Annotated in this window: 16 protein-coding genes; 3 read left to right on the top strand and 13 right to left on the bottom strand. The window is 64.9% G+C overall.

Annotated features, from left to right (window positions below):
- Positions 1 to 51 precede the first annotated feature (51 nt).
- The 12 genes from C3F42_RS21210 to dksA form a co-directional block, all read right to left on the bottom strand.
- The gene (locus C3F42_RS21210) at positions 52 to 354 is read right to left on the bottom strand and encodes a helix-turn-helix transcriptional regulator (RefSeq protein ID WP_023631021.1); all 303 of its coding nucleotides are present in this window, start codon (positions 352 to 354) and stop codon (positions 52 to 54) included.
- A gap of 82 nt (positions 355 to 436) precedes the next feature.
- Positions 437 to 2,371: an acetate--CoA ligase gene (acs, locus tag C3F42_RS21215; RefSeq protein WP_104444864.1), complete on the bottom strand. Its 1,935-nt coding sequence runs from the start codon at positions 2,369 to 2,371 to the stop codon at positions 437 to 439.
- Positions 2,372 to 2,527: 156 nt separating this feature from the next.
- Entirely contained in the window at positions 2,528 to 4,192 is a 1,665-nt protein-coding gene (gene pgi / locus C3F42_RS21220; protein WP_038706862.1) for a glucose-6-phosphate isomerase, read from the bottom strand.
- Positions 4,193 to 4,382: 190 nt separating this feature from the next.
- Positions 4,383 to 5,246, bottom strand: a complete 864-nt coding sequence (panC, locus tag C3F42_RS21225) for a pantoate--beta-alanine ligase (RefSeq protein ID WP_038706861.1) — start codon at positions 5,244 to 5,246, stop codon at positions 4,383 to 4,385.
- Complete coding sequence (gene panB, locus C3F42_RS21230; RefSeq protein ID WP_094012256.1) at positions 5,243 to 6,043, bottom strand: 3-methyl-2-oxobutanoate hydroxymethyltransferase; 801 nt, start codon at positions 6,041 to 6,043, stop codon at positions 5,243 to 5,245. The genes panC and panB overlap by 4 nt, the downstream gene beginning before the upstream one ends.
- Positions 6,044 to 6,293: 250 nt before the next feature.
- A complete protein-coding gene (folK, locus tag C3F42_RS21235; RefSeq protein ID WP_023632696.1) occupies positions 6,294 to 6,773 on the bottom strand; it encodes a 2-amino-4-hydroxy-6-hydroxymethyldihydropteridine diphosphokinase in 480 nt (159 codons plus the stop codon).
- 2 nt (positions 6,774 to 6,775) lie between these two features.
- Complete coding sequence (locus C3F42_RS21240) at positions 6,776 to 8,170, bottom strand: polynucleotide adenylyltransferase PcnB (RefSeq protein WP_094012257.1); 1,395 nt, start codon at positions 8,168 to 8,170, stop codon at positions 6,776 to 6,778.
- Positions 8,171 to 8,929: 759 nt separating this feature from the next.
- The gene (locus C3F42_RS21250; RefSeq protein ID WP_038706859.1) at positions 8,930 to 10,372 is read right to left on the bottom strand and encodes a sigma-54 dependent transcriptional regulator; all 1,443 of its coding nucleotides are present in this window, start codon (positions 10,370 to 10,372) and stop codon (positions 8,930 to 8,932) included.
- 4 nt (positions 10,373 to 10,376) lie between these two features.
- A complete protein-coding gene (locus C3F42_RS21255) occupies positions 10,377 to 13,352 on the bottom strand; it encodes a sensor histidine kinase (protein ID WP_172670868.1) in 2,976 nt (991 codons plus the stop codon).
- Positions 13,336 to 13,512 carry a hypothetical protein gene (locus C3F42_RS21260; RefSeq protein WP_003250005.1) on the bottom strand — a complete coding sequence of 59 codons (177 nt, stop codon included), beginning with the start codon at positions 13,510 to 13,512 and terminating at the stop codon, positions 13,336 to 13,338. Before C3F42_RS21260 ends, C3F42_RS21255 begins: the two co-directional genes overlap by 17 nt.
- A 209-nt stretch (positions 13,513 to 13,721) precedes the next feature.
- The gene (gene gluQRS, locus C3F42_RS21265; RefSeq protein WP_094012258.1) at positions 13,722 to 14,609 is read right to left on the bottom strand and encodes a tRNA glutamyl-Q(34) synthetase GluQRS; all 888 of its coding nucleotides are present in this window, start codon (positions 14,607 to 14,609) and stop codon (positions 13,722 to 13,724) included.
- Positions 14,610 to 14,708: 99 nt separating this feature from the next.
- The gene (gene dksA, locus C3F42_RS21270) at positions 14,709 to 15,155 is read right to left on the bottom strand and encodes an RNA polymerase-binding protein DksA (RefSeq protein WP_046854085.1); all 447 of its coding nucleotides are present in this window, start codon (positions 15,153 to 15,155) and stop codon (positions 14,709 to 14,711) included.
- 213 nt (positions 15,156 to 15,368) lie between these two features.
- Here dksA and C3F42_RS21275 point away from each other — a divergent pair, with 213 nt between their 5' ends.
- The gene (locus C3F42_RS21275) at positions 15,369 to 16,541 is read left to right on the top strand and encodes a pyridoxal phosphate-dependent aminotransferase (RefSeq protein WP_104444866.1); all 1,173 of its coding nucleotides are present in this window, start codon (positions 15,369 to 15,371) and stop codon (positions 16,539 to 16,541) included.
- 3 nt (positions 16,542 to 16,544) lie between these two features.
- Complete coding sequence (gene sfsA / locus C3F42_RS21280; RefSeq protein ID WP_094012259.1) at positions 16,545 to 17,258, top strand: DNA/RNA nuclease SfsA; 714 nt, start codon at positions 16,545 to 16,547, stop codon at positions 17,256 to 17,258.
- Here the strand turns inward: sfsA and C3F42_RS21285 are convergent.
- Positions 17,248 to 17,565, bottom strand: coding sequence for a Rieske 2Fe-2S domain-containing protein (locus tag C3F42_RS21285; protein ID WP_023631907.1), 318 nt, complete (start codon positions 17,563 to 17,565; stop codon positions 17,248 to 17,250). The genes sfsA and C3F42_RS21285 overlap by 11 nt on opposite strands.
- A 162-nt stretch (positions 17,566 to 17,727) precedes the next feature.
- Between C3F42_RS21285 and C3F42_RS21290 the strand changes: the two genes are divergently transcribed.
- A complete protein-coding gene (locus tag C3F42_RS21290; protein ID WP_094012261.1) occupies positions 17,728 to 18,612 on the top strand; it encodes a hemin ABC transporter substrate-binding protein in 885 nt (294 codons plus the stop codon).
- Positions 18,613 to 18,634: the final 22 nt, after the last annotated feature.

Here is an 18,634-nt window from a genome sequence, read left to right on the forward strand (position 1 = left end):
CGATAAAACGGGATATCGGGAAAAGTCGATGTATAGAGATAAAAGTAAAACCTACAACTCACTCCCGATCAGCTCGGCGAGCGCGCTGATGGCTGCTTCGTTACGCTTGTAATAGGTCCACTGGCCAATGCGCCGGACTTCGACCAGGCCTGCACGCTGCAGGGTGGCCAGGTAGTCGGACACCGTCGACTGCGACAGCCCGACGCCTTCCTGGATGCTGCTCACACAGACGCCCACGGTATGAACGTCACCTTCGTCCTGGGGAGGAAAGTGTTTCACCGGGTCTTTCAGGCCTTTGAGGATCTCGAGACGGGTACGGTTCGAGAGTGCCTTGAATATGTCGAGCAGTTCCATGGCGCGATAATATCGGGATTTACCGATAATGTCAATGCGGTAAAGGATGATCGGGGCGGCGGTGGCGGCCGCCCCAAGGGTTCTACTGGTTGAGACGTTTGTCGATCAGGCCCTGGACCACGCTGGGGTCGGCGAGGGTGGATGTATCCCCCAGGTTGTCCAGCTCGTTGCAGGCGATCTTGCGCAGGATGCGCCGCATGATCTTGCCCGAGCGGGTCTTGGGCAGGGCGGGCGCCCACTGGATCAGCTCGGGCTTGGCGAAGCTGCCGATTTCCTTGCTGACCAGGGCCAGCAGTTCGGCCTTGAGCGCATCATCCGGTTCTATACCGTTCATGGGGGTGACGAAGGCATAGACGCCCTGGCCCTTGAGGTCATGGGGATAACCGACCACCGCGGCTTCGGCGACGCTGTCGTGCAGCACCAGCGCGCTCTCCACCTCGGCGGTGCCGATGCGGTGGCCGGAGACGTTGATTACGTCGTCGATGCGCCCGGTGATCCAGTAGTCGCCATCGGCGTCGCGGCGGGCGCCGTCGCCGGTGAAGTAATAGCCGGGCATGGGCTTGAAGTAGGTGTCGACCATGCGCTGGTGATCGCCGTAGACGCTGCGGATCTGCCCGGGCCAGCTGGCCCTGATCGCCAGCAGGCCGGCGCCTGGCCCCTCGATGAGCTTGCCCTTTTCATCCAGCAGCACAGGCTGCACGCCGAACATCGGTTGGGTGGCGCAACCGGGCTTGAGCCTTTGTGTGCCGGGAAGGGGCGTGAGCATGATGCCGCCGGTCTCGGTCTGCCACCAGGTGTCGACGATGGGGCAGCGTTTCTGCCCGACCGCCTCGAAGTACCATTCCCAGGCCTCCGGGTTGATCGGCTCGCCGACGCTGCCGAGCAGGCGCAGGCTCTGGCGCGAGGTGCCCTGCAGCGGGCCGGAGCCTTCACGCATCAGGGCCCGCAACGCGGTGGGCGCGGTGTAGAAGATGTTCACCTTATGCTTGTCCACCACCTCCCAGAAACGTGAGGTGTCGGGGTAGTTGGGCACGCCTTCGAACATCAGCGAGATCGCGCCGTTGGCCAGCGGACCATAGACGATATAGCTGTGGCCGGTGACCCAGCCGACGTCGGCGGTGCACCAGAACACTTCGCCGTCGCGGTAATCGAATACCACTCTGAAGGTCATCGTGGCCTGCAGCAGGTAGCCGGCGGTGCTGTGCAGCACGCCCTTGGGTTTGCCGGTGCTGCCGGAGGTGTAGAGGATGAACAGCGGGTCCTCGGCGTTCATCGGTTCGGGCGGGCAGTCGTCACCGGCCTTTGCCGTTGCCTCGTGGTACCAAAGGTCACGGCCTTCGCTCCAGCTGACGTCGCCGCCGGTGCGCTTGACCACGAGCACACTGCTGACGGCCGGGCAGCTGGCCAGCGCCTTGTCGACATTCTGCTTGAGCGGTATGCGCTTGCCGCCGCGCACCCCTTCGTCGGCAGTGATCACGGTGCGGCAATCGGCGTCGAGGATACGGTCGCGCAGGGCATCGGGGGAGAAGCCGCCAAACACCACCGAGTGAATGGCGCCGATGCGGGTGCAGGCGAGCATCGCATAGGCGGCCTCGGGGATCATCGGCATGTAGATGCACACCCGGTCGCCTTTGTTCACACCCCGGGCTTTCAGGGCATTGGCCAGCCGGCACACCTGGCGGTGCAGCTCGCGGTAGCTGATGGCCTTGCTGTCCTTGGGGGCGTCGCCCTCCCAGAGCAGCGCGGTCTGTTCGCCGCGCGTGGCCAGGTGGCGATCGATACAGTTCTGGCTGACATTCAGCTGGGCGCCATCGAACCAGCGCGCCGTGCCGGTCTTCAGGTCGCATTGCTGCACGCTCGACCAGGGCTTGATCCAGTCCAGGCGCTTGGCCTGCTCGGTCCAGAAGGTGTCGGGGTCGTCCACCGACTGGCGATAGAGGCGGCGGTAGTCGTCGTCGGAGAGTGTGGCGGCCTGGCTGACGGCCAGTGCCTCGGGATAGTCGCGGATATCGAACATGGCGGGTGGTCCTGCTCTTGTTAGGGGCGAGGGACTGCAACGGCTATTCGATGGACAGTGTAGAAGGTGGGGGTGTTCCCGGGCCGAAAGCATCGCGGGGCAAGCCGCATCGGCGCACCGATGCGATTTGCCCCGCGATTGACGGCTACAGGGCGATCAGCCGCGGTGACGGCCGCGGAAGTAGTTGATCAGTCCTTGGGTCGAGCCATCCTCGGCGCTGTCTTCCTGGGCCCCGACCAGGCGCTGGTACACGCCCTTGCCCAGTTCCTTGCCCAGCTCCACGCCCCACTGGTCGAAGGCGTTGATGCCCCAGACCACGCTCTGCACGAACACCTTGTGCTCGTACATTGCCACCAGCGCGCCAAGGCGGCGCGGGCTGATGCGCTCGACCACCAGGGTGTTGCTAGGGCGGTTGCCTGGGATCACCTTGTGCGGCGCCAGCTTGGCGATGTCGTCCTGGTTCAGGCCCTTGGCGCGCAGTTCGGCCTCGGCTTCCTCGCGGGTCTTGCCGAGCATCAGTGCCTGGCTCTGCGACAGGCAGTTGGCGTACAGCCACTGATGATGGTCGGCCACCGGGTTGAAGCTCACCACCGGCACGATGAAGTCGGCCGGGATCAGCTGGGTGCCCTGGTGCAGCAGTTGGTGGTAGGCGTGTTGGCCGTTGCAGCCGACGCCGCCCCAGATTACCGGGCCGGTTTCGGTCTGCACCGGCGTGCCATCGGTCAGCACGCTCTTGCCGTTGGACTCCATGTCCAGCTGCTGCAGGTGCTTGGTGATGTTGCGCAGGTAGTGGTCGTACGGCAGGATCGCGTGGCTGCGGGCGCCCCAGAAGTTGCCGTACCATACGCCCAGCAAGGCCAGCAGCACCGGCATGTTCTTCTCGAACGGCGCGGTCTGGAAGTGCTGGTCCATGGTGTAGGCGCCGGACAGCAGCTCCTTGAAGTTGGCGGTGCCGATGGCCAGGGCGATCGGCAGGCCGATGGCCGACCACAGCGAGTAACGCCCGCCCACCCAGTCCCACATCGGGAAGATGTTCTCTTCGCGGATGCCGAAGGCCACGGCCGCAGCCTTGTTGCTCGACACGGCGATGAAGTGGCGGTACAGCTCGGCTTCCGAGCCGCCCTGGGCCAGGTACCAGGTACGCGCGGCCATGGCGTTCTTCAGGGTCTCGAGGGTGTTGAACGACTTCGACGACACGATGAACAGGGTGGTCTCGGCGCGCAGGTTGGCCGACAGTTCATGGAACTCGCTGCCGTCGATGTTCGCCAGGTAGTGGCAGCGCACGCCGCGCTGGGCGTAGGGCAGCAGAGCCTCGGAGACCAGCTCCGGGCCCAGGAACGAGCCGCCGATGCCGATGTTGACCACGTCGGTGATCGGCTTCTCGCTGTAGCCGCGCCACAGGCCATCGTGGATGCGCCCGACCAGTTCGGTGATCTGGTTGAGCACCTTGTGCACTTCGGGCATCACGTTGACGCCGTTCACGCTGAGCTTGTCGCCGACCGGGCGGCGCAGGGCGGTGTGCAGCACCGGGCGGCCTTCGGAGGCGTTGATGATCTCGCCGCTGAACATCGACTTGATGGCTGCTTCCAGGTCGACTTCCTTGGCCAGGTTGACCAGCAGGTCTCGGGTCTGCTCGGTGATCAGGTTCTTCGAGTAGTCGAGAAACAGGCCGCAGCTGCTCAAGGAGAATTGGTCGAAGCGCTTGCCGTCGGCGGCGAAGGCTTCGCGCATGCTGAAGCCCTGCATGGCGTCGCGGTGTTGCTGGAGCGCCTGCCAGGCGGGCAGCGCCGTCACATCGTGGGGGGTACGGTAATACGCCATTGCGGGTGGTTTCCTTGTTGCATGGTCAGGCTTGGACAGCGGCAGTCATTGCCGGTTGCAAGCTGGACATTATAGGCATTGGCGCCAAGGCGGGAATGGGGGGAGGCGGGCGGCGCGGATTAAAAATTGTCACCGGCCTGATACCCAAGGTACGCGTGGGGCGGCGTTGAGCCGCTCCCACGCGTCGAGCTCAGGCGGTCTGCTCTTCCAGGTGCAGATAAAGATTGTCGATCAGCCGAGTGTTACCCAGGTAAGCTGCGGCGATCACCACCAGGTCACGGTCATCGACCTGCGCCGGGCGCAGGGTGACGGCGTGGCGCACTTCCAGGTAATCCTTACGGAACCCGGCGGCTTCGAGTTGCGCCTGGCCCTCGGCGATCAGCGCCGCGTAGTCGCGCTGGCCACGGCGCAAGGCCTCGACCATGCCGCCCAGCACACGGTACAGCGCCGGCGCGGCGGCACGCTGCTCCGGCGTCAGGTAGCCATTGCGCGAGGACAGCGCCAGGCCATCCTCGGCGCGCACGGTCGGCTCGCCGATGATCTGGATCGGCATGTTCAGGTCGCGGACCATGGCGCGGATCACCGCCAGTTGCTGGAAATCCTTCTCGCCGAACACGGCCAGGTCTGGCTGGACCATGTTGAACAGCTTGCTGACCACGGTCGCCACGCCCTCGAAGTGGCCAGGACGGCTGGCGCCGCACAGCCCTTCGGACAGTTGCGGCACGCTGACGCGGGTCTGCACGGTCATGCCGTCGGGGTACATCTCCTCGACGGTAGGGGCGAACAGCAGGTGGCAGCCGGCCTGGAGCAGTTTCTCCTGGTCGGCGGCGAGGGTGCGTGGATACTTGTCCAGGTCTTCGCCGGCGCCGAACTGCAACGGGTTGACGAAGATGCTGGCGACCACGAAGTCGGCGCGCTGTGCGGCCTTGGTCACCAGGGCGGCGTGGCCGCTGTGCAGGTTGCCCATGGTCGGCACGAAGGCGATGCGCTTGCCCTCGCCACGGGCGCGGGCCACGGCGGCGCGCAGCTCACGGACGGTCTTGACGGTATTCATGCGCTGAACCCATGTTCGCTGCCGGGGAAGCTGACGTCCTTGACCGCGCGGACATAGGCGGCCAGGGCACTCTGGATGTCCGGTTGGCCGACCATGAAGTTCTTCACGAACTTCGGCACGCGGCCGCTCAACGACAGCCCGAGCATGTCGTGCAACACCAGCACCTGGCCATCGGTGGCGCTGCCGGCACCGATGCCGATCACCGGAATGCTCACGGCCTGGGAGATTTCTGCGGCCAGCTCGCTGGGCACACACTCGAGCAGCAGCATGGCCGCGCCGGACTGTTCCAGGGCGATGGCGTCGGCGCGCATCTGACGCGCCTGGGCTTCCTGGCGACCCTGGACCTTGTAGCCGCCCAGCACGTTGACCGTCTGCGGGGTCAGGCCCATGTGCGCGCACACCGGCACGCCGCGTTCGGCCAGCAGGCGAATGGTTTCGCCCAGCCAGGCGGCGCCTTCGATCTTGAGCATGTGGGCGCCGGCACGCATCAGTTCGGCGGCGTTGGCGAAGGCTTGCTCGGGGGTGGCATGGGCCATGAACGGCAGGTCGGCGAGGATCAGCGACCCCTCGTTGCCGCGCTTGACGCAGGCGGTGTGGTAGGCCATGTCGCGATTGGTGACGGGCAAGGTGCTGTCATGGCCCTGCAGGACCATGCCCAGGGAGTCGCCCACCAGCAGCACCTCCACGCCGGCCTGGCTGGCTGCCTTGGCGAAGGTCGCGTCATAGCAGGTCAGCATGGTGATTTTTTCACCCTTGGCCTTCAGGCCGTGCAGGGTAGTCAGGGTTACTTCAGGCATGTAGGGGAGTCCTCGTTCAGGCGCTGTGAACAACAACTGCGTACAACGCGTGTATTCATCTTCCGGAGCGGCACATCATCGGTCGTGATGTTCGGGCACAGATCCGTCCGAGCCTAAATGGGTGATAGCGGCACAGTGGCGCCGCGGGACGCCTATAGTCGTGAGCGAGGTGGGGGAAGTCAACCAGCCGTGTTACCGCATTGTTACGGCGTGGGTGTTACTGGCGTTACCGCCGTCTGAAACGCCCGATTTACAGGCGTTCCAGGCCGACGAACGGGCAGCCCTCGAGCAATTGCGCGAGGGGGCGGCCGTCGGCAAGGCAGAAGCTTTCGGGAACCAGCTCGGCGAGCGGGTAGAGCACGAAGGGACGGGCCTGCATATGGTAGTGCGGGACTTTCAGGCGTGGTACGTCGATGACCTGGTCGCCGAACAGCAGCATGTCCAGGTCGAGGGTGCGTGGGCCCCAGCGTTCCTTGCGTACGCGGCCCTGGTCGTTCTCGATGGCCTGCAGGGCGTCCAGCAGGTCCAGCGGTGCCAGTGCCGTGTCGATGGCCGCCACGGCGTTGGTGTAGCGTGGCTGGCCCGGCAGCAGCGAATCGCTGGTGTAGAGCGCCGAGGCCGCCGCCAGGCGGGTCTCGGCGATCAGGTCCAGCGCCTGCAGGGCGCTGCGCAGCTGCTCGGCGGGCTCATCCAGGTTGCTGCCCAGGCCGATGTACGCACGGGTGGTCATGCTCAGTCCCAGGCCTGCTCGTCGTCACGCTTGCGCTTGCCGCCACTGCGCTTGCGCTTGCGTGGGCCGGCACCGGCGCCAGCGGCGTCGTCACGGTTGCCCAGCTCGCGGATCATGTCGCGGCGCTGGCTGTCGTTGGCATCCTGGTAGTCGGTCCACCATTGGCCCAGCCCATCGGTTTCCTCGCCGGCGCTTTCACGCAGCAGCAGGAAGTCGTAGCCGGCGCGGAAACGCGGGTTGTCCAGCAGCATGTCGGCGCGCTTGCCGCTGCGCCGTGGCAGGCGCTCCTGCATGTCCCAGATCTCGCGGATCGGCAGGGTGAAGCGCTTGGGGATGGCGATGCGTGCGCACTGTTCGGCGATCAGGTCGTGGGCCGCGCCGTTCATGGCCGGAATCGGCGGCACGCCCTGGCTCTGCAGGTACAGTACGCGGCTTGGCAGGGCAGGCCAGAGCAGCGCGGCGAACAGGAAGGCGGGCGTCACCGGCTTGCCCTGCTTGACGCGCAGGTCGGTGTTGGCCAATGCCTGGCTGATCAAGCTGTGGGTGTAGCTCGGGCGTTCTTCCAGGGCATGGCTGCTGGCCGGGAACAACGGCTCGAACAATTGCAGGTCGACCAGCATCTCGAAGGTGATCGCCCCCTGGCCGTTGAGGAAAAGCTTGAGGCTTTCCTCGAACAGGCGCGCGGGTGGGATGTCGCGCAGCATCGGCGCCAGCTCGCGGATCGGCTGCACGGTGTGCTTCTCGATGCCGAAGTCCAGCTTGGCGGCGAAGCGCACGGCGCGCAGCATGCGTACCGGATCTTCCTGGTAACGGTGGGTCGGATCGCCGATCAGGCGCAGCAGCCGGTTACGGATGTCGTGGACACCGTTGGCGTAGTCGAGGATGCGCTCGCTGACCGGGTCGTAGTACAGGGCGTTGATGGTGAAGTCGCGGCGTTGCGCGTCTTCTTCCAACGTGCCGTACACGTTGTCGCGCAAGATGCGACCGCTGGCATTGTGCGACGAACGGTGGCTATCGGACTGGTCTTCATCGGAGTGGGGCGCACGGAAGGTGGCGACCTCGATGATGTCACGGCCGAAATGCACGTGGACCAGCTTGAAGCGCCGGCCGATGATACGGGCGTTGCGGAACTCCGCGCGGACCTGCTCGGGGGTGGCGCTGGTGGCGACGTCGAAGTCCTTGGGCGTGATGCCCAGCAGCAGGTCGCGCACGCAGCCACCGACCAGGTAGGCCTGATAGCCGGCCGCCTGCAGGCGCTCGACGATGCTCACGGCATGGCGGCTGAACTGGCTGCGCTGCAGCGAGTGCTGGCTCTTGTTGATCACTTCAGGCGTGGTACGCCTGTGGTGCTGGCCACGAACGGGCGGGCGGAACGACTGGAACAGCTTCTTCAGCATGGGATGCACTGTTTGAAGGAATGATCGGCCAAGGATAGGAGAATGGCCGCATGATGGGCGGGGATTCTAGCATTTACTGGGGGAATGGTGTAGGCGGTGTGGCAAGGGTGATGCGAAGGGGAGAAACGACATGGGGAGCCGAAGCTCCCCATCAAGTCGTTGCGTGCTCTTATTGTTCTTCTGCTGGGCTTCTTGTTTTTGTTGAGTGCCCTGTCCACAAATCTTGAAGCTTGTGGACGACCCCCAAACCGGGGGTAAAGAGCAAACGGATTGCTTTGGTCGCCGAGTTGATGCTGATCTGTCGATCCAATCAGTTCAGGTGCTGCTTTTGAATGCAGTTTTTGTTGTTCTCTGCCTGATCGTGGGGCAAGCCCCAAACACAACGCCTCTCCAAAAGAATCAGTTAGCTGCGCCTCCGCCGTCTTGTTTTTATTGTGCGTGAGCCGTTTCGTCTTGTTCTTATTCTGAGTTGCAGTGCTTGTTATTGTTCTTGTGCCAGAGATATAGCAGGTGCCGTGCCAACTTTTGAAGATCCAATGAAATCGGGGCTTTCAGCGTTCCAGGCAGCTTTTGCCGCGGGGCAAATGTAGAAATTTCGTTACCTTACGCCTCGGGGGATGTTACGCCCGGCAGGGTAGGTAACAGATTTTTGCGGTAACTGATGTGTTACCCCAAACAACCGCGGGGCAAGCCCGGCTCCCACGGACCAGGCAAGACTGGCGTGGGAGCGGGCTTGCCCCGCGATCGGATTACACAGAATCAGTTGTCGCTGGTGGCGTTGCTCTTGCGCCGCGGGATGCCCAGGCGCTGGCGGCGTTCCCACAGGCATTTGCGGCTGACGCCCAGCTTGCGGGCCAGTTCGGTTTCGGTCATGTGGTCCTGGTGCTCGAGCACGAAGTGCTGGAAGTAATCCTCCAGCGACAGGTCCTCGGTCGGCTCATGGCTGGCGCTGTTGCTGCTGGCCAGCGCCGGCAGGTTGTCCAGCATGTCGTCGTCTTCCAGGTCGCTCAGCTCGATGTCGATGCCCAGCAGGTCGGCGGAAATTTCCGCGCTTTCGCTGAGAATCACTGCGCGCTCCACCGCGTTTTCCAGCTCGCGCACGTTGCCCGGCCAGCTGTAGTGGCGAATGGCTTGTTCGGCATCGTGGGAGAAATGCAGGTCGTCGCGGCCGATCCGTGCGCTCTGGCGGGCAAGGAAGGCATTGGCGATCTCGTTGACGTCGCTGCCACGCTCGCGCAGGGCCGGCAATTTCAGGGCGATCACATGCAGGCGGTAGTAAAGGTCTTCACGGAACTGCCCGGCCTTGGCCAGGTTCTTCAGGTCGCGGTGGGTGGCCGCGATCAGGCGCACGTCGACCTTCTGCGATTGCACCGAGCCCACCCGGCGGATCTCGCCTTCCTGCAGCACCCGCAGCAGGCGGGCCTGGGCTTCCAGCGGCAGCTCGCCGATCTCGTCGAGGAACAGGGTGCCACCATCGGCGGCTTCGACCAGCCCCGCCCGGCCCGCGCTGGCGCCGGTGAAGGCGCCCTTCTCGTGGCCGAACAGTTCCGACTCGATGAGGGTTTCCGGGATCGCCGCGCAGTTGACCGAGATCATCGGTGCCTTTGCCCGGCGCGAGAGGTTGTGCAGGGCGCGGGCGACCAGCTCTTTGCCGGTGCCGGATTCGCCCTGGATCAGCACATTGGAGTCGGTTGGCGCGACCTTGCGAATCTTCACGAACATGTCCTGCATCGGCGGGCAGGAGCCAATGATGCCGATCTCGCCATTGGCGGCGGCGGGGCTGGTCTTCTCCGCGCTGGCCTTGCCATTGGCGGCCCGGGGCTCGCCGGCCGGCGCCGAGGCCGGGGCGTTCACCCGGTCGCGCAGGATACGCGCCACGGCCTGGAGCATCTCGTCGTGGTCGAAGGGCTTGGCGATGTAGTCCACCGCGCCCATTTTCATCGAGTCCACCGCCGAGCGCAGGCTGGCGTAGCTGGTCATGATCAGTACCGGCGTGCCCTGGCCGAGCTTGATCAGCTCGGTACCCGGGGCACCCGGCAGGCGCAGGTCACTGACGATCAGGTCGAAGGTGGCAATGCTGAAGCGTTCCTGGGCTTCCTGCACCGAGCCGGCTTCGCTGACCTGGTACTGGTTCCGCTCGAGCAGGCGACGCAGGGCCGAGCGGATGATGGTTTCGTCTTCGACGATCAGAATGTGCGGCATTGATTCAATTCTCTCGACGGTCTCGAATTTCAGGGGACGTCGCTACGACATGCCGGGGCAGGGTCACGCGGATCCGGGTACCACGTTGGCGCTCGATGTCGGCCGGGCTGTCGATGGTGATTTGCCCATAATGCTCTTCCACGATGGAATAGACCAGAGCGAGCCCCAGTCCGGTTCCTTCGCCCGGGTCCTTGGTGGTGAAGAAGGGTTCGAACAGGCGGTCCATGATGCTTTTCGGAATACCGCTGCCTTCGTCCTCGACCACCAGGTCGACGGTGTGCTCGTTGATTTCACTGCGAACGCGCACGGCGCTGCCGGGTGGCGAGGCGTCGCGGGCGTTGGAGAGCAGGTTGATCAGCACTTGGGCCAGGCGTTGCGGGTCGCCCTCGACCCAGTGTTGCGGGTCGCAGAGGTTGAAGAACTGTACTTCGAAATTGCGCCGGTTCAACGCCAGCAGACCAATGGCATCCTGCGCCACCTCGGCCAGGCACACCGGCTCTTCGCTGTTCTGCTGGCTGCCGCCGGCGTGGGCGAAACTCATCAGCGACTGGACGATGCGCGACACGCGCTTGGTCTGCTCAAGAATCTGGCTGGACAGCTCAATGATCTCGCCGTCGCCCTCGCGCTCCTCGCGCAGGTTCTGCGCCAGGCAAGCGATGCCGGTGATCGGGTTGCCGATCTCGTGGGCCACGCCCGCGGCAAGGCGGCCGATGCTCGCCAGGCGCTCGGAGTGCACCAGCTTGTCCTCCAGTGCCTGGGTCTCGGTGAGGTCCTCGACCAGCAGCACCAGGCCACTGTTGCCCGGGGCCAGCGGCTCGTCGATGGCGGCCTTGTGCAGGTTCAGCCAGCGCGGCTGGCCATCGAGGACCAGGCGCTGCTTGTGCAGGTGTTCGTCGGGCACGTTGATGAAGCCTTGCAGCAGGCCGCGCCAGGGTTCGGCGATGGTCACCAGGCGCGAGCCGACCACATGCTTGGCGGCGATGCCGGTGAGCTCCTCCATCGCCTTGTTCCACATCAGGATCTCCTGGTCCTTGGCCAGCGAGCACACGCCCATGGGCAGTTCCTGCAGGGTCTGGCGGTGGTAGCGGCGCAGGGCGTCGAGCTCGGCGGCAAGGCCGGTCAGGCGCGAGTGATAGTCCTCGAGGCGGCTCTCGATGAAGTGGATGTCCTCGGTGACGTAGTTCTCGTTGCCGGACTTGTACGGCAGGAAGGTCTCGACCATGTCCTGCGCCACGCTCGGCCCCATCAGGCCGGACAGGTTGGCCTCGATGCGGTCGCGCAGGCGCCGCAGCGCATAGGGGCGGCGTTCGTCGAAGGGCAGGTAGAGGTCGCGCAGGGCCTGCTCCACCTCTTTTTGCGCAGCCTTGGCACCCAGCGGCTTGGCCAGCTGGGTGGCGAACTCCTGGGGCGAGGCTGCGTGCAGTTCGCGGCGTTGCGGGCGGCGCACGTTATCCACCGCGCAGGCCTCGGCGGCGCTGACCTCTTCGCTGCTGGCATTGGTGAACAGCGAGATCAGGGTGAACAGCAGGACGTTGGCCGCAAGCGAGGCGATGGCCGCCATGTGCCAGCTGGTGTCGTCCAGCACGTAGATCATGTCCAGCAATGGGATGTAGAAGCCCTGCAGGTTGCCCAGCAGCGGCAGCAGCATGGTCACCATCCACACCAGCATGCCGGCCAGCAGGCCGGCGATGAACCCTCGTCGGTTGGCGGTCGGCCAGTACAGCACCGAAAGCACCCCGGGCAGGAACTGCAAGGTGGCGACGAAGGCGACGATGCCCAGGTTGGCCAGGCTCTGGTGGTTGTTCTGGGTGAGGTAGAAGACGAAACCGGCGGTGATGATGGCGACGATCAGCGCCCGGCGGGTCCACTTCAGCCAGCGGTAGATGTTGCCTTCGGCCGGCGGCTGGTACAGCGGCAGCACCAGGTGGTTCAGCGCCATGCCCGACAGCGCCAGGGTGGTGACGATGATCAGTCCGCTGGCGGCCGACAAGCCACCGACATAGGCCAGCAGCGCCAGCGCTTCGTTGTTGGCGGCGATGCCCAGGCCCAGGGTGAAGTACTCGGGGTTGGTGCTGGCGCCCAGGCGCAGGCCGGCCCACAGCACCAGCGGCACCGCCAGGCTCATCAGCAGCAGGAACAGCGGCAGGCCCCAGCTGGCGCTGACCAGCGAGCGCGGGCTGAGGTTTTCGGTGAAGGCCATGTGATACATGTGCGGCATGACGATCGCCGAGGCGAAGAACACCAGCAGCAGGGTGCGCCAGGGGCCTTCCTGCAGCGGCGTGTGCAAGGCGGCGAGGGCGGTCTGGTTCTGCAGCAGCCAGACTTCCAGCCCATGCGGGCCACCGAACACGCCGTACAGCGCATAAAGGCCGATACCACCCAGCGCCAACAGCTTGATCACCGATTCGAAGGCGATGGCGAACACCAGGCCTTCGTGTTTTTCGCGGGTGGCGATATGGCGTGAGCCGAAGAAGATGGTGAACAGGATGATCAGCACGCAGAAGGCGAACGCCACCCGCGCCTTGACCGGCTCGCCGGTGAGGATGCTGATCGAGTCGGCCACCGCCTGGATCTGCAGGGCCAGCAGGGGCAGCACGCCGATCAGCATGAAGATGGTGGTCAGCGCGCCGGCCCAGGTGCTGCGAAAGCGAAACGCCAGCAGGTCGGCCAGTGACGACAGCTGGTAGGTGCGGGTGATCTTGAGGATCGGATAGAGCAGCACCGGGGCCAGCAGGAAGGCCCCGGACACCCCCAGGTAACAGGCAAGGAAGCCGTAGCCATATTGATAGGCCAGGCCGACCGAGCCATAGAAGGCCCAGGCACTGGCGTAGACGCCCAGCGACAAGGTGTAGGTCAGGGGGTGGCGAATGATCGCCCGCGGGATCAGCCCGCGCTCGCTGATCCAGGCCACGCTGAACAGCACCAGCAGGTAGGCGGCGCTGATCAGGATCATCTGGGTCAGGCTAAAGCTCATCGGCATCTCGTTGGCTCTGCAGGATGAAGGTGACGACGATGAGGATCAGCCAGAGCAGGTAGGGGCGGTACCAGGCACCGGTCGGCTCGATCCACCAGTCCATGATGGCGGGGGAGAACAGGTAGATCCCCACCACCAGAAGCAGGACCAAACGATAGATGTACATGCTGGCCTCGAAGGGTTGGGCGCTGCGGTTTGGACTTATTATTGGCGCAAATGGCTGGGGCGATGCTAGCGGGAATCGGGGCTGTTAGCCAAGGGTTTGAATTTGTTGGGCTTTTGAGCCTGGTTTTGCTTGTTCTGGCCCTGTCGCGAGCCTGCGCATAGCCAGGCATCGTGGGCGCGGGCTTGCTCCGCGATAGGGCCGCTACTGCCTCAGCGCAAATCAGCCTCGGGCACGGTCATCTGCCGTGCAATGTGCTCCGGCCGCCACTGCTGGCGTGCCACCGCCAAAACCTCGGCCGGACTGGCTCCTGTCAGTGCCGGATCGATCTGCTGCCCCAATGCCCGCAACGCTCGCAGCAGCAAGGGCGTGGCCTGGTCCGCCTCAAGCGGCGGCGATCGATACGACTTGCCCAGCTTGTGCCCGTCAGGCTGCACGATCAATGGAATGTGCAGGTAACGCGGCTGCGAGAAGCCCAGCAACTCCTGCAGGTACAGCTGGCGGGGCGTGTTGTCCAGTAGGTCGGCGCCGCGCACGATGTCGGTGACGCCCTGCCAGGCATCGTCCAGCACCACTGCCAACTGGTAGGCGTAGAGCCCGTCGCGGCGCTGGATGACGAAGTCGCCCACCTCGCGCCCGAGGTGCTGTTCGAACGTACCCTGGACGCGATCCGTGAAGCGGTAGATCAATTCCGGCACGCGCAGGCGAATGGCCGCGTCTTGCCGAGGATGCCCGGCGTTACGGCAAAAGCCTGGGTAGATACCGTCGTACCCTTCCAGTTGCTTGCGCGAACAGGGGCAGGCATAGGCCAGGCCCATGCTGAACAAACGGTCGACCACGGCGGCATAGGCCTCATGGCGCTGGCTCTGGAACACTACCTCGCCGTCCCACTCCAGGCCGTAGCGCTCCAAGGTCTGCAGGATCGCATCGCGTGCCCCGGGCATTTCCCGGGGCGGGTCGGTGTCTTCCATGCGCAGCAACCAGAGGCCATCGACCGCGCGAGCGTCTAGCCAGGAGGCGAGGGCGGCCACCAGCGAGCCGAAGTGCAGAAAGCCGCTGGGGGTGGGGGCGAAGCGGCCGATGTAGCGGGAGTCGTTCATGGATTGCACAGCTATATAAATGAAGACGGGGCGTACCGATTGCAGGAGCGGGCAAGCCCGCCTCCACAACCAGTACGCCCCGTCTGCGAGGTTCTGGAATCAGCCTTTACCGACAGTCTTTTCCTTCTTCTCGGCAATTTCCTTGCAGTCGAAGCACAGGTCGGCGGTCGGGCGGGCTTCGAGGCGGCGCAGGCCGATCTCGATGCCACAGGAGTCGCACCAGCCGTACTCTTCGTCCTGAATCTTCTGCAGGGTCTTGTCGATTTTCTTGATCAGCTTGCGCTCACGATCGCGGTTGCGCAGTTCCAGGGCGAACTCTTCTTCCTGGCTGGCACGGTCAGCCGGGTCTGGGAAGTTGGCTGCCTCGTCCTTCATGTGCGTCACGGTCTGGTCCACGCTCGTCATCAACTCAAGCTTCCATGCTCCCAGAAGCTTGGTGAAGTGCTTGCGCATGGGCTCCCCCATGTACTCTTCGCCCTTGGTTTCTTTATAGGGCTCTACACCGTACATGGACTGACTGGTTTTTTGCTTTTCTACGGTGGACATGAATAGACCGCCTCTCACTCATCTGATCCAATGCGCAGGCTTGCTTCCATCGCCGGCACCCGCCGGCCCTGCGACTGCGAGCCGCCGAACTTACCAGATAGATCCGGGGTGCGCTACCCCGCCCTATGCCTGCTATTGACAGCAGGGCGGGCGGCACGTTCGCTGCGGTGCACAGGTAGAATCACCAGTTTACACCCAATTGAGAGAAGGCCCATGGCTCAGCCACACAGTGCGCGCAGTCGCGCCATCGAACCCTTCCACGTGATGGCCCTGCTGGCGCGTGCCAACGAGCTGCAGGCTGCGGGCCACGACGTGATCCACCTCGAGATCGGCGAGCCGGACTTCACCACCGCCGCGCCCATCGTCGCCGCGGGCCAGGCTGCCTTGGCCGCCGGGCACACCCGTTACACGGCTGCCCGCGGCTTGCCGCAACTGCGTGAGGCAATCGCCGGGTTCTATGGCCAACGCTACGGTGTGGACCTCGACCCGGAGCGCGTGCTCATCACCCCGGGCGGTTCCGGCGCGCTGCTGCTGGCCAGCAGCCTGCTGGTCGATCCGGGCAAGCACTGGCTGCTGGCCGACCCGGGCTACCCGTGCAACCGCCACTTCCTGCGCCTGGTGGAAGGCGGCGCGCAGCTGGTGCCGGTGGGGCCGGAGGTCAATTACCAGCTGACCGCCGATCTGGTCGAGCGTTACTGGGACAAGGACACGGTCGGTGCCCTGGTGGCGTCGCCAGCCAACCCGACGGGCACGGTGCTCGACCGCGACGAGTTGGCCAGCCTTTCCAAGGCTACCCGCGAACGCCATGGGCATCTGGTGGTGGACGAGATCTATCACGGCCTCACCTACGGCATGGATGCGCCGAGCGTGCTGGAAGTCGACGATGAGGCCTTCGTCCTGAACAGTTTTTCCAAATATTTCGGCATGACCGGCTGGCGCCTGGGCTGGCTGGTGGCGCCGCCGTCGGCGGTAGCGGACCTGGAAAAGCTGGCGCAGAACCTCTACATCAGTGCTCCGAGCATGGCCCAGCATGCCGCGCTGGCCTGCTTCGAGCCGCAAACACTGGCCATCCTCGAGGAGCGCCGCGCCGAGTTCGCCCGCCGCCGCGACTACTTGTTGCCGGCATTGCGTGAGTTGGGCTTCGGTATCGCCGTGGAGCCGCAAGGCGCCTTCTATCTGTATGCCGATATCAGCGCGTTCGGCGGCGATGCCTTCGCGTTCTGCCGGCACTTCCTCGAAACCGAGCACCTGGCATTCACCCCGGGGCTGGACTTCGGTCGTCACCAGGCCGGCCACCATGTGCGTTTTGCCTACACCCAGAGTCTGCCGCGCCTGGAGGAGGCGGTGCAGCGCATCGCCCGTGGCCTGAAAAGCTGGCAGGGCTGACGGATGCTGTTTCCGCAACTGGAGCAGGCGCGCCTGCTGCGCCGCTATAAACGCTTCCTGGCCGACATCGAACTGGCCACCGGCGAGCAGCTGACCATTCACTGCCCCAACACTGGCTCCATGCTCAATTGCATGCGCGAAGGCGGGCAGGTGTGGTTCAGCCGCTCCAACGACCCCAAGCGCAAGCTGCCCGGTACCTGGGAGATCAGCGAAACGCCCCAGGGGCGGCTGGCCTGCATCAATACCGGGCGCGCCAATGCGGTGGTGGAGGAAGCGCTGCGGGCCGGAGTGATCACGGAGCTGACCGGGTTCACCACGCTCAAGCGTGAAGTGGCGTATGGCGAGGAACGTAGCCGTATCGACTTCTACCTGGAGTTCGCCAATGGCGACAAGGCCTACGTCGAGGTCAAGAGCGTGACCCTCGGTTACCCCGATACTCCCGTGGCGGCGTTCCCCGACGCCGTCACCCAGCGTGGGGCCAAACACCTGCGAGAGCTGGCCGCCCTGGCACGCCAGGGCATCCGTGCGGTGCAGCTGTATTGCGTGAACCTGACCGGCATCGAGGCCGTGCGCCCGGCCCAGGAGATCGACGCCGCCTACGCCCAGGCACTGCGCGCCGCGGTGGCGGAAGGGGTCGAGGTGCTGGCCTACGGCACGCGCCTGGATGCCCAGCAACTGGTCATCGACCGGCCGCTGCCGGTATTGCTCAATCCGTAAGCCAGATGCCCTGGCTGTCTTCCCGGCAGTCCAGGGCTTCCAGCCATTCGCCCGCGCAGGGGCCAGTAATGCATTCGCCGCTTTCTATCAGGAACTGGGCCCCGTGATGGGCGCACTGGATCAGGCTCGCGCTGTCATCGAGAAAGCTGTCCGCCGCCCAGTTCAGCGGGATGCCCCGGTGCGGGCAGCGGTTGCGATAGAGGTGGACCGTGCCCTGGCGGCGCACGCCGAACAGCGCTATGCCGGCTACGCTGAAGGCGCGGCTGTGGCCCTCGGCGAGGTCGTTGGAGGCGCAGAGAAAATGCATCGCAGCGGAGTCTTCCGGTTAAGCCGTGTGACAAAGGGATGGCTTGACGCTTCAATGCGAATAATTATCAAATTGCCCGCATTCGTCGCGCCAGGCTGTCTATGGTGCGCACTTGTGCCGCCCGCCACAAGGTGTGCTGCCCGCCCTCTGCAAAGGAATCCGATGATGCGCCGTCCCGCTGCCTTGATTGCCCTGTGCGCCGGTCTTGCCCTGTCTACCCACACCATGGCCGCCGAGCTGCCACAGCGCTGGGTGAGCGCCGGTGGTGCCTTGAGCGAGTGGATCAGCGCCCTGGGCGGTGAGCAGCGCCTGGTCGGCGTCGACACCACCAGCCAGCACCCCGAGTCGCTCAAGGCGCTGCCCAGCATCGGTTACCAGCGCCAGTTGTCGGCCGAAGGCATCCTCAGCCTGCGCCCTGACGTGCTGGTGGGCACTGAGGAAATGGGGCCACCGCCGGTGCTGGCGCAGATCCGCAAGGCCGGGGTGCGGGTCGAGCTGTTCTCCAGCAAGGCCGAAGTGGGGGCGGTTGACGAGAATCTCAAGCACTTGGGGGCATTGCTCGGCGACGAGCACAAGGCCAAGACGTTGGCTGCCGATTACCGCCAGCAGCTGGAGGCGTTGCACAAACAGGTCGAGCAGGCCCAGGCCGGGCAGAAGGCGCCTGGCGTGTTGCTGCTGGTCGGGCATGCCGGCGCCAAGCCGATGATCGCCGGGCAGGGCACTGCCGGGGACTGGGTGCTGCGTCAGGCGGGAGGGCGCAATCTTGCCGACCACCAGGGCTACAAGAACTTCTCGGTGGAGGCCCTCGCCGCGCTTAACCCGGACGTGGTGGTGTTCTCCGACCGGGCCCTCAGTGGCGAACAGGCCTTGCAGGCACTGATCAAGGAAAACCCGGCCCTGGCGACGTCCCGTGCGGTGCGCGACAAGCGCCTGCTGTCGCTCGACCCGACGTTGCTGGTCGGCGGCCTCGGCCCGCGCCTGCCGGCCACCCTGCATGAGCTGGCCGCCAGCTTCTATCCCGCCGCCAAGGCCAACCTCAATCCATGATGCCGCGGGTTCGACCACGTAC

Source organism: Pseudomonas sp. PONIH3 (assembly GCF_002934345.1).
GTDB classification, from domain to species: Bacteria; Pseudomonadota; Gammaproteobacteria; order Pseudomonadales; family Pseudomonadaceae; genus Aquipseudomonas; species Aquipseudomonas soli.